Source organism: Facklamia sp. P12950 (assembly GCF_050409465.1).
Lineage (GTDB): Bacteria > Bacillota > Bacilli > Lactobacillales > Aerococcaceae > Facklamia.
On record NZ_JBNUPK010000008.1, the window covers coordinates 40,466 to 59,162 of the forward strand.

At 36.5% G+C, this 18,697-nt stretch carries 20 protein-coding genes; 13 read left to right on the top strand and 7 right to left on the bottom strand.

Annotated features, from left to right (window positions below):
* The first annotated feature begins 10 nt into the window (after positions 1-10).
* The 6 genes from ACQV2Q_RS07350 (at position 11) to smpB (ending at position 6,753) form a co-directional block, all read left to right on the top strand.
* Positions 11-1,294 (top strand): dihydroorotase, encoded by a 1,284-nt coding sequence (locus tag ACQV2Q_RS07350; protein WP_428874265.1) that lies wholly within the window; start codon positions 11-13, stop codon positions 1,292-1,294.
* A 126-nt stretch (positions 1,295-1,420) separates the two neighbouring features.
* Positions 1,421-2,560 carry a 23S rRNA (adenine(2503)-C(2))-methyltransferase RlmN gene (gene rlmN / locus ACQV2Q_RS07355; protein ID WP_428875310.1) on the top strand — a complete coding sequence of 380 codons (1,140 nt, stop codon included), beginning with the start codon at positions 1,421-1,423 and terminating at the stop codon, positions 2,558-2,560.
* Between the two features lie 164 nt (positions 2,561-2,724).
* On the top strand, positions 2,725-2,958 hold the full coding sequence (gene secG / locus ACQV2Q_RS07360) for a preprotein translocase subunit SecG (protein WP_090290184.1): 234 nt from the start codon (positions 2,725-2,727) through the stop codon (positions 2,956-2,958).
* A 126-nt stretch (positions 2,959-3,084) separates the two neighbouring features.
* A complete protein-coding gene (locus ACQV2Q_RS07365; RefSeq protein WP_428876150.1) occupies positions 3,085-3,855 on the top strand; it encodes an alpha/beta hydrolase in 771 nt (256 codons plus the stop codon).
* A gap of 20 nt (positions 3,856-3,875) precedes the next feature.
* Positions 3,876-6,224 carry a ribonuclease R gene (gene rnr, locus ACQV2Q_RS07370; RefSeq protein ID WP_428875307.1) on the top strand — a complete coding sequence of 783 codons (2,349 nt, stop codon included), beginning with the start codon at positions 3,876-3,878 and terminating at the stop codon, positions 6,222-6,224.
* Positions 6,225-6,285: 61 nt separating this feature from the next.
* Positions 6,286-6,753: an SsrA-binding protein SmpB gene (gene smpB / locus ACQV2Q_RS07375; RefSeq protein ID WP_428874269.1), complete on the top strand. Its 468-nt coding sequence runs from the start codon at positions 6,286-6,288 to the stop codon at positions 6,751-6,753.
* Positions 6,754-6,804: 51 nt separating this feature from the next.
* Here the strand turns inward: smpB and ACQV2Q_RS07380 are convergent, their stop codons facing one another.
* Genes ACQV2Q_RS07380 through comGA form a run of 7 tightly spaced genes read right to left on the bottom strand, consistent with a single transcriptional unit; the run spans position 6,805 to position 11,193 of the window.
* Entirely contained in the window at positions 6,805-7,557 is a 753-nt protein-coding gene (locus ACQV2Q_RS07380) for a hypothetical protein (RefSeq protein ID WP_428882396.1), read from the bottom strand.
* The gene (locus tag ACQV2Q_RS07385; protein ID WP_428882397.1) at positions 7,547-8,029 is read right to left on the bottom strand and encodes a competence type IV pilus minor pilin ComGF; all 483 of its coding nucleotides are present in this window, start codon (positions 8,027-8,029) and stop codon (positions 7,547-7,549) included. Before ACQV2Q_RS07385 ends, ACQV2Q_RS07380 begins: the two co-directional genes overlap by 11 nt.
* A complete protein-coding gene (locus ACQV2Q_RS07390; RefSeq protein ID WP_428875306.1) occupies positions 7,989-8,282 on the bottom strand; it encodes a hypothetical protein in 294 nt (97 codons plus the stop codon). The genes ACQV2Q_RS07385 and ACQV2Q_RS07390 overlap by 41 nt, the downstream gene beginning before the upstream one ends.
* A 31-nt stretch (positions 8,283-8,313) precedes the next feature.
* Positions 8,314-8,760, bottom strand: a complete 447-nt coding sequence (gene comGD, locus ACQV2Q_RS07395) for a competence type IV pilus minor pilin ComGD (protein WP_428875304.1) — start codon at positions 8,758-8,760, stop codon at positions 8,314-8,316.
* Positions 8,760-9,104: a competence type IV pilus major pilin ComGC gene (gene comGC / locus ACQV2Q_RS07400; protein ID WP_428882399.1), complete on the bottom strand. Its 345-nt coding sequence runs from the start codon at positions 9,102-9,104 to the stop codon at positions 8,760-8,762. Before comGC ends, comGD begins: the two co-directional genes overlap by 1 nt.
* A gap of 12 nt (positions 9,105-9,116) precedes the next feature.
* Positions 9,117-10,187, bottom strand: a complete 1,071-nt coding sequence (comGB, locus tag ACQV2Q_RS07405; protein WP_428882401.1) for a competence type IV pilus assembly protein ComGB — start codon at positions 10,185-10,187, stop codon at positions 9,117-9,119.
* The gene (gene comGA, locus ACQV2Q_RS07410) at positions 10,141-11,193 is read right to left on the bottom strand and encodes a competence type IV pilus ATPase ComGA (RefSeq protein ID WP_428874277.1); all 1,053 of its coding nucleotides are present in this window, start codon (positions 11,191-11,193) and stop codon (positions 10,141-10,143) included. The genes comGB and comGA overlap by 47 nt, the downstream gene beginning before the upstream one ends.
* Positions 11,194-11,382: 189 nt before the next feature.
* On the opposite strand from comGA, the gene ACQV2Q_RS07415 reads away from it, so the two are divergent.
* From ACQV2Q_RS07415 to xseA, 7 genes are all read left to right on the top strand, one after another.
* Positions 11,383-11,595, top strand: a complete 213-nt coding sequence (locus ACQV2Q_RS07415; RefSeq protein WP_428874278.1) for a DNA-directed RNA polymerase subunit epsilon — start codon at positions 11,383-11,385, stop codon at positions 11,593-11,595.
* Position 11,596: 1 nt separating this feature from the next.
* A complete protein-coding gene (gene rnjA, locus ACQV2Q_RS07420) occupies positions 11,597-13,306 on the top strand; it encodes a ribonuclease J1 (RefSeq protein ID WP_428874279.1) in 1,710 nt (569 codons plus the stop codon).
* Positions 13,307-13,346: 40 nt separating this feature from the next.
* Positions 13,347-14,408: a M24 family metallopeptidase gene (locus tag ACQV2Q_RS07425; protein WP_428874280.1), complete on the top strand. Its 1,062-nt coding sequence runs from the start codon at positions 13,347-13,349 to the stop codon at positions 14,406-14,408.
* A gap of 11 nt (positions 14,409-14,419) precedes the next feature.
* A complete protein-coding gene (locus ACQV2Q_RS07430) occupies positions 14,420-14,845 on the top strand; it encodes an Asp23/Gls24 family envelope stress response protein (protein WP_428874281.1) in 426 nt (141 codons plus the stop codon).
* 1 nt (position 14,846) lies between these two features.
* The gene (gene nusB, locus ACQV2Q_RS07435) at positions 14,847-15,287 is read left to right on the top strand and encodes a transcription antitermination factor NusB (protein WP_428874282.1); all 441 of its coding nucleotides are present in this window, start codon (positions 14,847-14,849) and stop codon (positions 15,285-15,287) included.
* A gap of 151 nt (positions 15,288-15,438) precedes the next feature.
* On the top strand, positions 15,439-17,202 hold the full coding sequence (locus tag ACQV2Q_RS07440) for a DUF1002 domain-containing protein (protein WP_428875301.1): 1,764 nt from the start codon (positions 15,439-15,441) through the stop codon (positions 17,200-17,202).
* A 126-nt stretch (positions 17,203-17,328) separates the two neighbouring features.
* Entirely contained in the window at positions 17,329-18,696 is a 1,368-nt protein-coding gene (xseA, locus tag ACQV2Q_RS07445) for an exodeoxyribonuclease VII large subunit (RefSeq protein WP_428874284.1), read from the top strand.
* The last annotated feature ends 1 nt before the right edge of the window (position 18,697 follow it).

The following is an 18,697-nucleotide window of genomic DNA, read 5'->3' on the forward strand; positions in this document are numbered from 1 at the left end:
GGGGGAAAAGATGTTATTAATTAAGAATGTGCGAATGCTAAATCGTCAAGGTGGATTTCAAGCAGTAGAGCTTTTAATTAAAGACCAAAAGATTAACGCGATTGGTCTAGATCTGTTGAATGAATTATCTCATGAAGAGCTTAAAATTTTTGATGGTCAAAACGGTTTAATTACTCCGGGGCTAATTGATTTGCATGTTCATTTTCGTCAGCCTGGTTTCGAAGGAAAAGAAACCATTGAAACCGGCTCAAAAGCAGCGGCTCGAGGCGGTTATACACAAGTTTGTGCAATGCCAAATCTAAATCCAGTTCCAGATAATCTAGCAGATTTTACAGCTTTGATGCAATTAAACGAGCAAGAAGCTTGCATCAAAGTACATCAGTATGCACCGATTTCACTAGAAATTACTTCCGAAAAAGAATTGGTTGATTTTCCTGCTTTAACACAAGCAGGAGCTGTTGCCTTTACCAATGATGGCAAGGGCGTTCAAACAGCTGGTTTAATGCTTCAAGCTATGCAAATGGCTGAGCAATTAGACCGACCAATTGTGGCCCATACTGAAGATAATTCTTTGCTTTTTGGAGGGGTCATGCATAAGGGGAAGGTAAGTGAAAAGTTAGGTTTACCAGGAATATACTCTGCGACTGAATCCAGTCAGATTGCCAGAGATTGTATTTTGGCTAAAGAGGCAAACTGCCACTACCATGTCTGTCACGTTTCAACTAAAGAAAGTGTAGCGGTTATTCGCGCTGCCAAAGCTGAGGGCGTAAAAGTAACTTGTGAAGTTTGTCCCCACCATCTTCTCTTGTGTGATGAAGATATTCCAACTGATGATGGCAATTGGAAGATGAATCCACCATTAAGAAGTCGCGCGGATCAAGCAGCCTTAATTCAAGGTCTACTAGATGGAACGATTGATTGTATAGCAACCGACCACGCTCCGCACATGGCAGAAGAAAAGAATCAGAGTATGCTTAAAGCACCTTTTGGTATTGTGGGATCAGAAACTGCTTTCGCTTTGCTGTATACTTATCTTGTTGAACGAGGAATTTGTAGTTTAGAACAGTTAATCAATTGGATGGCATGGGAACCAGCTAAAATCTTTAATATACCAGCTTCCGATCTTACTGTGGGGTCTATTGCTGACCTAGCTATTTTCGACATTGACCATGAATATCCAATCGATCCAAAGGAATTTGCTTCTAAATCGACCAATACACCCTTTGTAGGTTGGCAAGTTAAAGGTAAAACCTTAGCAACTATTTATCAGGGCCATCTTGTTTATCAGGCGTAAGAATATCTCATGAATTTTTGCTAGAGGCTAATGGCTATTCTTTAGAATGGAAATAAAATAAAGACAGGCTCTTTTGTTTGTGCTAAACTGAACATGAAGTTTTTAATAAATAGAGGAGTTTTATCAGTGAAATCAATAGATAGTTTGACCCTAGACGATCTAATCGAATGGCTAGCTCAAAGAGGAGAAAAGCCATACCGGGCAGATCAAATCTGGCAATGGCTTTACCGTCACCATGTGGCGTCCTACGAAGAGATGACTAATATCCCCAAAAAGATTTTAGAACCTTTATCCGAGGAATTTATTTTTTCTCCCTTAAGGGCAAAAATTGTACAGAAAGCCCAAGATAAAACCACTAAATTTTTGTTTGAATTACAAGATAAATCAATGATTGAGACGGTTTTAATGTATCATCATTATGGTATTTCAGTGTGTGTCACAACGCAAATTGGCTGTAATATTGGCTGTAAGTTCTGTGCTTCGGGTTTGATACCCAAAGTAAGAGATCTAGAAACAGGTGAGATAGTCGCTCAAATCATGTACGTTCAACGACACTTGGACCAATTAGGTCAAGGAGAAAAGGTTTCGCATATTGTGGTTATGGGTATAGGTGAGCCTTTTGATAACTATGATAACGTGATGAAATTCTTAAGAATTGTGAATTCAGATAAGGGACTAGCTATTGGGGCACGTCATATTACTGTCTCAACTTCTGGCTTAGCACCAAAAATTCGTGAATTTGCTGATGAAGGGTTACAAGTCAATCTAGCAGTTTCCCTCCATGCCCCTAACAATGAGACTCGTTCTTCGATTATGAAGATTAACCGAGAATATCCCATTGAAGAATTATTTGATGCTATTTATGAATATATTGAAAAAACCAATCGCCGGGTAACTTTCGAATACATTATGATTGATGGTGTCAATGATACACCTCAACATGCTAAAGAATTGGCAAATCTGTTGAAACCGATGCTGAAATTAGCTTATGTTAATTTGATTCCTTATAATCCGGTTGCAGAAAATTCTTTCCGGCGTTCTAAGGCTGAAAATATTGCGCAATTCTTTGATATTTTAATGAAAAACAAGGTTAATTGTGTTGTTCGTAAAGAACACGGAACAGAAATCGAAGCGGCTTGTGGGCAGTTACGGTCTCAATACGAACGTCAAAGAAGAGCTAAAACTGCTAAAAAGACTAAAGAAGAAATCCGTCAATTTTCACAAGCACGTAAAGCTGCAAAGGCAAATGAGTCTAATAATCAATGATAAAGTAATCTTAAAGCGATTAAAATAAGCCCTCAAAAACGAAGATCTTTGGTCGTGTTTTTAAGGGCTTTTACTTTTAATATTAAAAGTTCCGGAGATGTCTATCACATTCTTAAGAAAGTATGATATAATTTCCTAGATAGTCCATATAAAGGAGGGCAACTATGTATAACGCTTTAATGATTTCATTAATTGTAGTATCTATTTTGATTATTTTATTAGTTATTATGCAACCATCTAAGAGTAATGCTGCTTCAACTTTAACAGGTGGAGGAGACGATGGCTCTGTTAAATCAAAAGCACGTGGCTTTGAAGCCTTTTTAATTCGTGCTACAACCGTTTTAGGCGTGCTGTTCTTTGTCATTGCCTTAGCTTTAGCTTACTTATCGGCTAAATAATCGTTAAAGATTTTGAATAGACGCACATGTCGGCTCATTAGGCCACATGTGCGTATTTATTTAGAAACAGAGGAATTTCTTTAGTTTCCAACAAGGTTTAGATACAATGATAATAAGAGGTTAGGAGTGAAAAGTGTGATGAATGTTCCATTTGATAAGGCGGTTTATTTAGAAGGTCAAGATAAGAAGGTAGGGATCCTACTCTTCCACGCTTATACGGGATCAACACGTGATATGAACCTATTAGGAAGGCTATTGAATCGCCAAGGCTATAACGTATTAGTGCCACAATTTAGTGGTCATGATACACAAGACATCAAATCAGTTTTGGATTTTTCTCCAAATATTTGGCGTCAAGAAGCCAATGATGCTTATCATTGGATGCTAGGACAAAAATTTGAGCACCTTTTAGTCTTTGGTCTTTCATTAGGTGGAGTTATGGCTACAGATATTATTTCTCAGAAAGATTTTCAAGGAAGTGGTGGAGGAATCTTTAATGCGCCGGTTATGACTGAGGAACCGATCAATATTTCCAACTCATTTATGCATTTAGGTAAATTTTTGGCCAGTCAACGACATGATACAGAGACATTTATGGAAGAGTTTGATGATATATTGGCAGGCCATTGGCAACAAATGAAAGAATTAGAAGAAATTAAAGAAGAAATCGCTTCACAGTTGGTGAATGTTAAGGTGCCTTTTTATATCGCTCAATCAGGCCAAGATGAATTAATTGAGCCAGATGATTCTTATTTATTACAAGATCATTTGGTAAATGCACGCATTGATTTTCATTATTTCCCACATAATACACATTCCATTCCTACAAACCGTGATCGTAAGGCTTTTGAAAAATCAGTTTTAGATTTCATCAAGCAAGTGACCCAACCCTTTTAGGGTGAGAGAGGAGAATAAATTTGAGTTTATCTAGACTAGAAAAAGACATTATTGTTTTTTTACAAGGGAATAAAGAGGATTCCTTTTCGGTGGAACAGCTTTCCCAACATTTTAATTATCGCGGAACCAAAAATTATAAAAAATTAATTAAAGCTTTAGCCTTTTTGGAAAGAATTGGCGAAATTCAATTAACATCTGAGGGCCATTTTAAAGCTTTTTCTTCAAACGAAGAAGTTATAGGAGTATACAGAGCGAATGAAAAAGGCTTTGGCTTTGTATCTCATGAAGAAGGTGAAAGTGATTTCTTCGTGCCTAGAGGTAAAAACGGAGGAGCCATGGAAGGAGACACAGTCCGTGTTCGAATCGTTAAACATGTTAATCCTACAACAGGCAAAGGTTCGGAAGCTCAAGTGCTTGAAGTAATAGACCGTAAAGTTAGTCAGTTAGTTGGCGAGTTTTATGGTTTTAATCAAGAAGAACGTGAAACCACAGGCTATGTAGGATACATTAAGCCTCAAGGCGAATTTCCAGATGAGACTAAAATTTTCATTCGTCCAGATGGTATTCATCCAGCTAATCACACTATTTGTATTGTAGAAATCGCTGAATACCCAGATAGCCATAAGCCCAATGAAATGGTAGGCCTTGTGACTAAAGAAATTGGCCATAAAGACGCTCCAGGTGTTGATATACTAGCCGTTCTCTTCCAATTTGGTATTCCGCACGAATTTCCAAAAGAGGTGGTCAAAGAATCTGAAGCCGTAGAGCAAACAATTAAATCTGAAGAAATCCAAGGACGTAAGGATTTACGTGATCAATTAATCATTACAATTGATGGAGCAGATGCCAAGGATTTAGATGATGCCATCAGTTTAGAAAAAATTTCGGATAAAGAGTACCAATTAGGTGTCCATATTGCCGATGTATCGCATTATGTAAGACCAGGCACTGCTATTGATCGCGAAGCTTATGAGCGAGGAACATCTGTTTATTTGACAGATCGCGTGGTCCCTATGTTACCGCAAAGATTGTCTAACGGTATTTGTTCTTTGAATCCTCATGAGGATCGCTTAAGTCTAACTTGTGAGATGGTGATTAATAATCAAGGGCAAGTAATTAAGCATCGCATTTTCAAATCAGTCATTCATTCATCCTATCGGATGACCTATTCAGATGTGAATGCTATTTTAGATGGTGATCCAACTTTAAGACAAGATTATCAAGAAATTGTTCCTATGTTGGAGGACATGGCTGAGTTACATGATATTCTCTATCAGATGCGTCGACATAGAGGAGCACTCGATTTTGATGCGCCTGAAGCCAAGATTTTGGTAGACGAAAAAGGACACCCGACAGAGATTGTTTTACGTGAGAGGTTTACTAGTGAACGCTTAATTGAATCCTTTATGCTAGCTGCTAATGAAACGGTGGCCAAAGATTATTTAGCTAAGCAGCTACCCTTTATCTATCGAATTCATGAGCAGCCAGACTCTAATAAAATAGACCGTTTTGCGGAATTCATCTCAAGTTTTGGGGTCATTCTTAGGGGAAATACTGAAGATATGGCACCGAGGGCCTTGCAAGAGGCGCTTAAACAGGTCAAGGGTGAAGATTACGAACAAGCTGTTTCAACTATGATGCTAAGGTCGATGCAACAAGCCAAGTATTCAGATGAAGCAGCAGGTCACTTTGGTTTAGCAGCAGAAGACTATACACATTTCACTTCGCCAATACGCCGTTATCCTGATTTGATTGTTCACCGTCTAATTAGTCAATATTTATTAGGCAATCCTTCAAATAAGGAGATTTCTAAGTTAGAAGATCAACTGCCAGCTATAGCGACTCATGCTTCTAAAATGGAGCGCCGGGCGGTTGATGCAGAAAGAGAAACTGATGCTCTCAAGAAGGCTGAATATATGATGGATAAAGTTGGAGAAAGTTTCTGGGGAACTATTTCATCGGTTACCTCTTTTGGAATTTTTGTAGCGCTTCCCAATACGGTAGAAGGACTTGTCTCTATTCAAAATTTAGATGATGACTATTATCATTTTAATCCAGAACACATGCTGTTGATTGGTGAGCGGACACATAAAATCTTTAGAATCGGGCAAAGGGTTAAAATAGAGGTTGGTAATGTCAGTATCGAAGATCGACAAATTGATTTTAAGCTAATTGAAGCAGAAGCAGTAGAAGGTATCGATCCAAAAATCATTCAATCTTCAACAAAAAATAAGAAAAAGAATAAATCGAACAGACAAAACAAATCAAATAAAGCGAATCCTAAAATGGGTAAAAATTTAGCAGGTAAAAAAATTTCTGCTAAGGGAAACTTTAAGAAAGCAAAAAGAACTAAGAAAAAGAAATACTAGGAGTCCATCAGATGCTAGTAGGTGATGTAAAATAGACTCCTAGCACTAGCAAGGAGATTTTATGGCAAATAATAAAGCAGTACACGATAAACCACTGGCCCAAAATCGAAAGGCCAGACATGATTATGAGATTATTGATACTTATGAAGCGGGTTTAGTCCTCAAAGGAACAGAAATTAAATCCATTCGAGCAGGAAAAATAAATATTCAAGATGGCTTTATTTCAATCTATGGGGGCCAAGCCTGGGTAAAGAATGTTCATATAAGTCCTTATGACCATGGTAATTTATTTAATCATGATCCTTTAAGAGATCGAAAGTTATTATTACACCATAAGGAAATAGTGGATATGGACCAAGCAACGCGTCAGAAGGGAATGACCATTGTTCCCCTAAAGGTTTATTTAGTTAGGGGTCGAGCTAAGCTATTAATAGGAGTTGCACGTGGTAAACATCACTATGATAAGCGACAGGCGCTCAAAGAACAACAAGCTAAGCGAGATATTGATCGGGCTCTCAAAGTAAGATAAATTAAAACAGCAAGCACTCTGGAGGATTTGAGAATGCTTGCTGTTTCTTCGTTAACTGGCCTTAGAATCCTGATAAAGATTCCCATGCCATTGGAGGAGGTAATTTAGTTGAGGTAAGTCTTGTTTCTTTTCGAATGACTCACCAGAAGAAAGCCTTGAGTCGAAAATTAATTCGTCCCTAGAACTTAAAACCTTACTTGTTCCTGAATTAAATTCAATCTGAAACTCTTTTTCAATGGTTCCTACCCATTGCGATTCTTTTTGTTTAGTAAGTTGTTTGTTTAGCCGATAGCCTTGCGAACTGAGGAATATTTGACTAGCATCGAAAGAGCTTTCCTTAGAAGAATTAGGAAAAAGAGTCACTTGGCCATTAGCTAACCATTCGCCATCAGCTTCTATTATTGAAAAGCTTGACTCAAAATTGGATGGATATTCTATAAAAACAAGCGTTTTATAGAGTAAAAGTAAAGACTCAATGTCTAAAGTATCAACTTCGATTAAGTTGACTGTTTGAATTAAGGAATCACTTGTAAACAGGCCCAAGTCATTTAAGCTTTCTTTTTGTAGAAGTTGGCATTCTCTTTGAATAGATTCTTCTATGCTTTTTGTCCATTGGTCTTGGAGAACAGGACGCAGGTTAAAATCTGTTAAAAGAGTTTGAATTTGTAATTGGTAATAATTATTTGACTGGTGGATTCTTTGTCTTTGGAGAGCATTAAGTTGAATGACTCCTAAGTATATAACTTGGCTTAACATCATAAAACATAATACCATTGGTAGGATAAGCCCTTTTTTATGTTTCATCAAAATCTTCCGTTCTTATGTAATCAGTATGAAAGGTATGTGAGAAGATTTGACCATTGGTTAGCTCCACGGAGATTGTTATAAAAGGTTTTTCGGAATTTAGATGCCAAGATTTTACTTGAAAGAGGTAAGGGTGATGTCCGGGTCTGCGATAAATCTTTTGATTTCTTAAAATGACTGAGCTCTGTTCATAGTAATCCTCTTTGAGACAAAGATTTATTTCTTGTTCAGAGACACCTATAATTAAAAAATGATCAAATTCACTTTCCATCATCAGTGTGAAGTGCTGCCAATCTAGCGAACGATCTTGCCGCATATTTTCATCTAATTTGCGGTAATGTGAAACACTTATCATGAGAGTGTTCATTATTAAAGCAACAATAGAGAGTGTAATAAGGCACTCAATTAAAGTGAAGGCCCATTTTGACTGTTTATAAGGTTTGAATAGCTTGAATTTCAATCTGATAGGCACTCCCTCTCTTAAACTCTATTTGACAGGAATTAGTGTCGCATGAAAAATCATCAACCTCGACTGAAAATAATAATTGGTAACTTTCCATTGTAGATTGAATAAGTGTCTCTTTTTTTATTGAATCTAAATCAGAAAGTTGAATGTCCGCCAGTTGATAAAATAATTGCCATTCATTATTTTCTGATTTTAATTGTTTAAAAGTCCTTAATTCTTGGTTAAAACTGGGTAAATAAAAGCTCAAAATCCAAGACAAGATCAATAAACCTACTAATGCTTCAATTAGACTACTTCCCTTTTTGCTCCTTAAAAACAAATTGACCACTTCCTAGTTGAAAAACAAGCTCAAAATTATCGCCTTCTGCATTTTCAAAGTAAACAGTTTCAAAATCATTAATACGACCACTACTTAAGTAATAAAAAGAAAAAGAATTAAGTAAATTTAAATGTTTAGGGAGTTTGAGTTGACTAAAATTTTTGCGGGATTCTACTTGCCAGAAGTAGACTACTCCTCTTTTACTAAAGACAATCTGAACTGGATCTTGATCAATAATTGCTTTATCTTGAGCTAAATGTAGCTGACTCTTCAGTTGGTCTTTAAAAACTTTTGTCTGATAATCAGCTTTTAATTGTTGATAGGGTAAAGCAATTAGCAAAATCATCAATATACTAAAAATTGAAAGTACGCACAAAGCTTCGATTAGGGTAAAGGCTGATTGATTTTTTGATTTCATTAAGGGGTCAGTATTTGACTGAGGACTTCAGCTTCAATTCTCTCAGTCGCTTCGTCTGCTTGCTTTTGAGTGAGGTAACCTTCAGCAACCAAAGTTTCTAAGTTTAAAGGCTCTTGGGTATCCTCTACTAGATAATAGGCATCCGCTTGAGTTTCAACAATCTCTGTGATATTTTCAACTGCTTGTTGGTCAATACGATCTTTTTGGCCAGAAACATTGGGAATAATAATAGCCATTAATAGTGAAACAATAATAAGAACAATTAGCATTTCGATAAGTGTGAACGCTCTTTTAGACTTTAATATTTGACAAGACTTGACTTTTCTGATGGTTCTTTCTTTCATAATAGCTCCTTTTCATATCTCCATGGTTAACATCGGCAACATTAGAACAAGGTACATGGCCATTACAATAATAGCGATAATTAAAAACAGTATGGGTTGCACTAAAGTGAGCTTCTTATTAAGATCTTCGATCACCTCCTCAAATATTTTTTTAGCATAAAGCTTACATTTTTGACCGGTCTGACTGGTTAGTTCACCCTGATATATGACTAAACTAAGTGTTTTAGTGAAAATACCCATGTTTTCTAATGAATCGCTCAACTCGCTCCCAGCCAAAAATTGTTGCTGCAGATAATCAGCTATTTCACTGATTAAGGGATCAATGGGATATGAGATTAAAAGATCTAGTGTCTCTTGCATGGAAAAGCCAGCTGCGTAAAAATATGAAAGTTCATCAGCTAGACGATAGGATACATATTTCCTAATTAGCTTTCCAAAGAGAGGTATCTTAACTAAGTGTTGAAATCTGTTAATAACAGGGAGTCTTAATAAATAAAAATCAATAGCTAAGTAAATAATTAAAATGACTGCTAAAAAGCTGATGCTAATTTGTGGAAGAAAGGTAAAGAGAATGAGTAAATAACGAGCTAATAAATGAGTTTTTAAAATTTCTTGATCGATGAAGGATAAAATATGTGGAAGCATCCAATGTCTCATTGCAAACAATAAGCAGGAGAGAAAAAGCATTAAAAAACAGGGATAGATAAGTGTTTTTATTAATTTTTTTTGATAGCTTCTAATCTTTTTTAAATGGTTTACAATTTCAAAAAGCGCTTGAATAAATCGGCCTTGTCTTTGAGCAAAAAATAATTGAGCGGCAATTCGGTTTGAATACCCATAGTTTAAAAGAACTTGATCAAAGCTTTGTCCTACATTTAATTTTTCCAGCATTTGATTAATAATTAAAATTCTTTTAGGTAATAGTATTTTCATAAATTGCAGACTTTGATAAATTGAGAAACCTTCATCAAGCATTTCAGCTAAAACCTGTAAAAAATATATTTTTTCCTCTTGATTAAAGAGCAATTTTTCTGTATTAAAGAACTTCAAAGTGTTCATACTCTTTTTTAGTGATGTATCCATAGGCCCATGCCTTTCTTAGTTGGTGATTAAGGGGCGAGAAGTTTAAAGGTAAATTAAAATGATTCAAATATTCTTTCAATTGTTGGCCATCTAATATTTCGAACAAAGCGGCTCGGTGAAATTTTTTAGGAATATGATTGCAGGATACTTGAACACTACTTTTACAAAAAGGACAAAAGCGAGGCACTAGTCTTTGTGAGATGACACCAATGAGAGATTGTTTTAATTGTTGCTCACTAATGGTTAACTCTTTAAGACGCGCAATCACTCCGAAAGTATCTTTAGCATGGATCGTTGCAATCATCAAATGCCCGGTTAATGCACCTCTTAAAGTCATACGCGCCGTCTCCTCATCCCGAATTTCTCCAATAAAAAGAATATCGGGATGATGTCTGAGTGATGATTTAATCAGTAGGTCATAAGAAATACCTATTTTTTCATTTACCTGCGTTTGTAAAAAAGAAGCTTCTTTGATTTCTACAGGGTCCTCCATAGTAATAATTTGTAACTTTTCTTCATTCATTCTTTCTCTTAAAAGTTGATAGATCGTCGTGGTTTTACCTGAATTGACTGGGCCAGAAATTAAAATCATCCCTGATTTTCTTCTAATTAATTTCCGAATGCGGTCAATTTGATTGGGAAAGTAGCTGTTGATTTGTTGAAAATTATGAATTTTACTAAAAATCACTCGAACCACTAAGGACTCTATGAGGTTGACGTTAGTAATAGTGGACAATCTTAATTCAATCGTTTGTTCTTCTGAGATCTTAAACGGACAAGCACCTGATTGGGGCCGTCTTTTTTCACCGACATCCATATTGGCTAAAAATTTATAATGAGCGATTATTTTTCTTCCTAGACTTAAAGGGACATTTTTGTGGAAGTGGAGTTGACCATTGACTCGAAAGAAGATTTGATAGTTATCAATTATTGGCATGAAATGAATATCGGAAGCCAACAAACTGATGGCCTCGTTAATCAATGATTTAGAAAGTTCTTCGATCATCAACTCACCCTTTTGATTAGTCTAATGATAAATACAAGATAAAGGTTAAAAGGGTGCTTATATTTTTTCTCAAATAAGCGTTTCAGTGTCTAACTATACCTATATATGAAAGTATGATAGAATAAATTGACAACGAGTGTTTAGCTCACCCACCAGTTGAAATAAAAAATAATAAAGGAGTTTTATTACATGATTTTTAAAGTAATGTACCAAGAAAGTAAAGATCAAGTTCCAACAAGAGAAAGGACACTTTCCCTTTATCTTGAAGCAGAAAATCGCGTAGAAGCGATTGAAAAAGTGACTCAAAATACATCTTACAACATCCAATATGTCCAAGCCTTAGATGAGGCGCATTTGGCATATGAAAAAGAACAAGCAGGCTTTAAGTTGGTGGAGTTCTAAGATGTCAGTAAATATTAAAAATAATGAAGTAGGCGTATTTGCCTTAGGCGGTTTAAATGAAGTTGGTAAGAATATGTATGGCGTCCAATTTCAAGATGAAATTATCATTATGGATTCTGGTGTGATGTTCCCAGAAGACGAATTGTTAGGTATTGACTATGTCATTCCTGATTATCAATACCTATTACAAAATCGTAATAAGATTAAGGGAGTTATTATCTCTCACGGTCACGAAGACCATATAGGTGGAATTCCATTCTTATTGAAAGAGATAAACGTGCCTATCTATGCTGGCAAGTTAGCCTCAGCTTTAATTCGTAATAAATTACAAGAACGTGGACTGTTGCGTGATGCAGAAATTCATGAAATTGATGAAGATTCTGTGATCCGTTTCCGTAAAACAAGCGTTAGTTTTTATCTAACAACTCACTCCATTCCAGAAGCATATGGTGTGGTAGTTAAAACACCTCCTGGAAATATTGTCTTTACAGGAGATTATAAGTTCGATTTCACACCGGTAGGCAAACCAGCCGACTTACATAAGATGGCACGAATTGGTGAAGAAGGAGTCCTATTATTACTAGGTGATTCAACAAATGCCGAAGTACCAACCTTTACTAATTCAGAAAAAATTGTCGGCCGTTCGATTCGCAACATTATCCAAAAAGAAGAAGGACGCGTTATTTTCGCTACTTTCGCATCCAATGTGTCTCGATTGCAACAAGTCGTAATGACAGCCTATGAGACAGGTCGTAAGATAATTGTTTTCGGTCGTTCGATGGAATCTTCCATTAAGACAGCTAGAGAATTAGGTTATGTGGATGACAAAGGGGCAGATATTTTCATTGAACCAAGAGATATTAATAAATATCCTGCTAATAAGATTTTAATTCTATGTACTGGTTCACAAGGGGAGCCAATGGCAGCTTTAAGCCGTATCGCTAATGGTACGCACCGACAAATTTCGCTTCAACCTAATGATACCGTTATTTTCTCTTCTTCACCTATTCCAGGAAATACTATGAGTGTTAACCGTGTCATCAATCAATTAAGCGAGCAAGGTGCCAAAGTGATTCATGGAAAGGTCAATAATATTCATACTTCTGGTCACGGTGGTCAGCAAGAGCAATTATTAATGCACCGTTTAATGAAGCCTAAATATTTCATGCCAGTTCATGGGGAATATCGCATGTTAAAAATCCAATCGGAATTAGCTCAGATGACTGGGATTCCAAAAGAAAATTGCTTTATTATGTCTAATGGCGATGTTCTAGCTCTTACTGCCGACTCTGCTCGTGTAGCAGGACGCTTTCCTGCTCAGGATGTATATGTCGATGGTAATGGTATTGGTGATATTGGTAACATTGTACTGAGAGACCGTAAAGCTCTGTCAGAAGAAGGACTAATCATTGTTTCAGCTACTATTGACTTTGAAGCTAAACAATTGATTGCCGGACCGGATATTATGTCTCGAGGCTTTATTTACATGCGAGAATCAGCAGACCTGATCAATGATATTCAAAATAAGGCGCGCGCAATTATCAACCGCGGCTTAAATGAGTCAGGCGCTAATATAAATGAACGGAGCGTGCGAGATCTATTGCTCAGTCAATTAGAACCGGCTATTTATCAGAAGACGCAGAGAAATCCGATGATTATGCCGATTTTATTAGATATTAATAAAGGGGTAAGACCTCATCAAACGAAGTAGTAGTTAGTATTAGAGTTAAAACAAGTAAAGGAGCGATCATATGTATAGAATCAACAAATTACGTCAATCACTTAAAGAACAAAAATTCGATGCAATCTATGTAACGGATATGTTAAATATAAGATATTTAACCGGCTTTACCGGCTCGGCTGGTGCCGTATTTGTAACTCAAGATAAGGCCTTCTTTATTACCGATTTCCGTTACAATACTCAAGCTAGTCATCAAGTTAAGTCTGCAACAGTTGTTATCCATCAAAACGGAGTAGATCAAGAAGTTAAAAACTTAATCGATCAAGAAAAGGTTCAAACACTAGCCATAGAAGCAGATAATATGAATGTCAGTCAATATCTAAAAATTAAAGATCTATTTGCAGCAGATATTAAAGCAAGTCAAGGGTTAATCGAAAAAATTCGCTTAATTAAAGATGAATCGGAACTTGAGACCATTCGACAAGCATGTGAAATTACCGATCAAGCGTTTGAACATATCTTAACCTTTATTAAACCTGGTGTAACTGAAATTCAGGTTGCTAATGAGTTAGAAGCTTTTCTTAAGGATAAAGGATCAACAGGCATGTCTTTTGATACTATTGTCGCTTCAGGTGAACGCTCTGCCATGCCTCACGGTGTAGCGAGTGAAAAAGTGATTGAAGATGGCGATATTGTGACGCTAGACTTTGGTTGCTACTATAAAGGTTATTCGTCTGACATGACTCGTACGATTGCGGTAGGATCGATATCAGATAAAATGAAAGAAGTCTATGAAATTGTACTTGAAGCACATCAACGCGTAATCAGAGAGGCTAAAGCTGGCATGACTGGTAAGGAAGTAGATGCGATAGCTCGTGATTATATTACGGAAAAAGGCTATGGTGAGTACTTTGGTCACTCTACTGGCCACGGTGTCGGTTTAAATGTCCATGAAGAACCTGCAGTCTCTAGTCGTTCTGAAGCGGTTTTAGAGACGAACATGGTAATTACTGATGAACCCGGTATTTACTTACCAGGTATCGGTGGTGTTCGCATTGAAGATGATTTAATTGTGCAAGCAGATCGTGTAATACCAATCAACCGTAGTCCCAAAGAATTAATAATTATATAGGAGGCTAAAGGATGTTAAATAAACAAACTGTCGCATTTGAATCTCTCAGCGAACAATACTTAGGCGAAATTAATATTACGATGGGTGTCTTGGAAGACATTGCAGCCAAAGCTGCTTCAGAAATTGATGGTGTACTTAGTTCATCACAAAAAAAAGAAGCAGGAAAATTTTTGCGTATTCAAGGATCAGGTGTTAATGCTAAAATGCGTCAAATTGAAGACCGTATTTCGATTGATATTAATGTAAGCATTGCTTACGGTAAAACAGTTCCAGTTATAGCCGCTGCTATTCAAGAACGTGTTAAAGAACAAATTCTATACATGACAGATCTTATCGTCAGTGAAGTGAATGTTCATGTCCAATCGATTGATACAGAACCAAAAATGAATTCAGAGTTAAAAACTATTGGGAATAGCGAAAAAGAAATCGGAGAATAGGATGAAAAAATTATCACGTCATCAGCTAAGAGAAAAAGCAGTCCAGAGTTTATATCAATTAGTAATTGCTAGTGACCAGTTTCAAAGTGAGGATGCTGTAGAATTCGCTTTAGAAGCCGGTAATGATCCTGAGAAGGGATACTCAGGTGAGATAGATTCTTATCTAATAACCTTAGTTAGAGGAGTAAGAGACAATCAGTTGGCGTTAGATGATATGATTAAACAATATCTCAGCCAATCTTGGACTCTTGATAGAATAGCAAGTATTGATCTAACCATTTTACGCTTAGCTTTTTTTGAAGTGCTCTTCATTGACGAAGAGAAAGTTCCAGCCAAAGTAGCGGTTGACGAAGCGATTGAATTATCTAAGACTTTTTCAGATGATCGATCACGACAATTTATCTCAGGTGTTCTCGCTAAACTTTTAGCTAACCAAATCTAAATGGCGCCAGAAGAAGAATGTGAAGAAATTATTCTTTTTCTGGCTTTTTTCTTATAAGAATTTATTAAAGAAATGGGTATAACTTGTATAAGTATTTTAGGATGGATATAATCAAAGTGTCATCATATTAATTTAAAAGGAGCATAAAATTATGAAAAAACAAAAAGTTTTACTACTTGCTTTAGCTGCTTTAACAACTTTTCCAGCCAGTATGCCTTTGATTAGCCAATCAGCTATGGCAGTTGAACAGGCTGAGCAAACTTTGCAAGTAGAAAAATTAGCTTTAGGAGCGACTTTAAATTCACAACAAGCCCAACAAACCATTCAATTATTAGGCGCTAATCAGGTAACTCCTGAGAATACAATTTATGTTGACGGTGTGATGATTGATCGCTATTTAAACATTGGATCAGATGCTTCAACAGATGTATACTCGTCCGTATATATTAAGCCTCAAGCACCTGGTACAGGAATTAAAGTTCAAATTGTAACGCCTGAAAATATCACTGCTGTTTCAGCGACAACCTATCAAAATGCAGCTATTACTGCAGGGGCTCAAAATGCTTTATTAAAAATTGGTAGTTTTTTACCTGTAACGGGTGAGGGGGCACTTACTGGCTTATACGCTCTATTAGAGTCACAAGGTGTAGAAGTTAAGCAGCATGACATGCAAACGGCACAAAAAGAAATTTCTGTCGTAAATAATGTTAAGACTGAAACAGGGTTAACCGATGCACAAGTAAACGTAATTATTGCTGAAATTAAGAAAGAAGTTGCTGCTCAAGTTCAAAATAATGGTCAAGTAAACTCGACTGAAATTGTAAACACAGTTGTAAATAATGTTATTAATAACACTAATATTGAAGGCGATGGCAATGTTGTCGATAATTCAGTTGCTACCGATGTAGAGATTTCTAATCAAACGAAGCAAGAATTAGAGCAATATGCCAATGATTTTGCCCAGACCGATGCTGCTGCTAATGAAGACACTGTTCAACAACTAGATGCATCAATCGAAGACAAAAAATGGGACAATATTCTTGCTCAACTAGAGCCTAAAATGACTATTGATGAAATTAAAGCAGTAGAAACACCTGATTTTTCTGATACTGAAAAGTATCACGAAATTTTACCTGCTTTATACAATCGTTTCAAGCAAGCAGTCGATCAGGGGATCCGTGTAGATGATATCTATGCCCATACCTTTATCATTGAAGCCATCCAACCAGAGCTTACAGTTGAAACGAAAGCAGAGTTAGATAATTTTAGAGAATTGCTTTATCAATATACAGCTTCTTTTGAAGGAGATTTAAAAGCAGCGGCTGAAAATGAAGGCTTTGAATTCCAACCAATCAAAGATCTGTGGATGGCTAAATTACAAGAAGCTGAAAATCTTGAAAGTTCTGATGCATCCTTAGCTGAGATAATTCAGTTAATAGCTAACGCTACTGGATTTGCTCCACAAGTTTATACCTATACTGACATTGAGCAAGACGATAAAGTAATTAGTCTATCTGTAGCAGAAGATAGCTCTACTAAGATCACCACAGTAGCACGTTTTGAATACGATTTAGAAACTGGAGTAATTAGTGAAGTTGACCCAGTATCCATGGAAGCTGTGCCATTAAATCAGGATACCTATGATTTCAATGCTGTTTATGGTGTCAATGTTGAAAATAATTATATTGCTAATAAAATCCCAGTTGATTATAGGATTCCTGGTTACACACCAGTTGAATCCACTGAAGAAGAAACAACTTTAGAAGAAATGGTTGAAGAGCCAGTTGATTCTGTAGAAACTCAAACCCCTGCAGAAGAGCCAACAGAAGAACTTCTTGAGGAAGAAGCACCAAGTGAAGAAAGCGTGGATGAGACAGTTCCAACTGAAGAGACAGAGAGTGTCGATCCAGTGTAAACTGATAGATGGTCTTAAGCTATAAAAAGAACCAGGGTCAATGATTGCCTGGTTCTTTTTGTTTTCTAGTTCTCTGAATTAGATTGTGCTAAAATAGAAAAGAATGATATCAAGAGAGGTGATGGAGTGACCCAAGATCAAAAGAACTATATCACGGTAGGAGCCTTATCAAAATATATCAGTCAAAAATTTGATCGTGACCCGCATATTCAAAGGATTAGAGTCTTGGGAGAGATTTCTAACTATCGTTATCGTCCTAATTCTCATCAATATTTTTCTTTAAAAGAAGGCCAAGTCCAAATTAATGCGATTATGTTCAAGAGTCAATTTCACCGTTTAAAATTCCAATTAGAAGAAGGCATGAAAGTTTTTGTAACGGCTAGAGTAGGAGTTTATGAAGGTGGAGGAAGGTATCAACTTTATGTTGAAAATATTGAGCCTGATGGAATTGGCTCTTTATACCTAGCACTTGAACAATTAAAAGAAAAAATGAAAGCCCAGGGACTTTTTGATCGTCCCAAGAGAAAAATATGTAAATATCCTAAACGACTAGCAGTGATAACTAGCCCATCGGGTTCTGTCATACGTGACATTATTACGACTGTTCAACGTCGTTATCCAATTGTCGAAATTGTTGTCTTTCCTACTAAAGTTCAAGGTAAGGAAGCGGCTAAAGAAATTGTTGCGTCATTTAAGCGGCTAGAAGAAAGCACTATTTCTTTCGATGGTGTTATCTTAGCACGCGGAGGTGGTTCGATTGAGGACTTATGGTGTTTTAACGATGAAGGAGTTGCCCATGCTATTCTTGCATGTCCCTTGCCAGTAATATCTTCGATTGGCCATGAAACCGATACTACGATTGCTGATTTAGTGGCTGATTTAAGAGCTCCAACTCCGACTGCTGCAGCGGAACTATCTGTTCCTGTGCTGCAAGAAGTTTTAATGACGATTAGCCAGCAACAAGTACGATTAATAAATGCTTTTCGAGGGCGCTTAGAATGGTCTCAAGAGCGTCTGGCAAGATCTGCTCGATCATATGTTCTTACTCAGCCAGAAAGACTGTACCAATCCTACGTGCAGAGTGTTATGCATTTAAATGAACGATTGAAAATGCGTCAAGAACAATATTTTTCACGCCAAAAACAAAAAATCAATCAACTAAAACAGGCTGTATATGCTTATAATCCTCAACAACAAATTAGCTACCGTCAAGAAAAATTAGGGACACTTCAACTAAGTTTACAACGCTCCTTCAATGATTATTTAAGAAGAAAATACGATAGGCACATGAAGGCAAGTGCCTTATTAGATGCATATAGTCCGCTGAAAATAATGGCAAGAGGATATTCTTTAGTTGAAAAAGAAGGTCAACAAGTAACTTCAAGTCATCAATTAACTGAAGGAGACCGTTTAAATATCCAATTATATAAGGGGCGTGCGAATGTTTTAGTAGAATCACTCGATAAAAATGAGCCAATAGATAGGGAGGATTAAT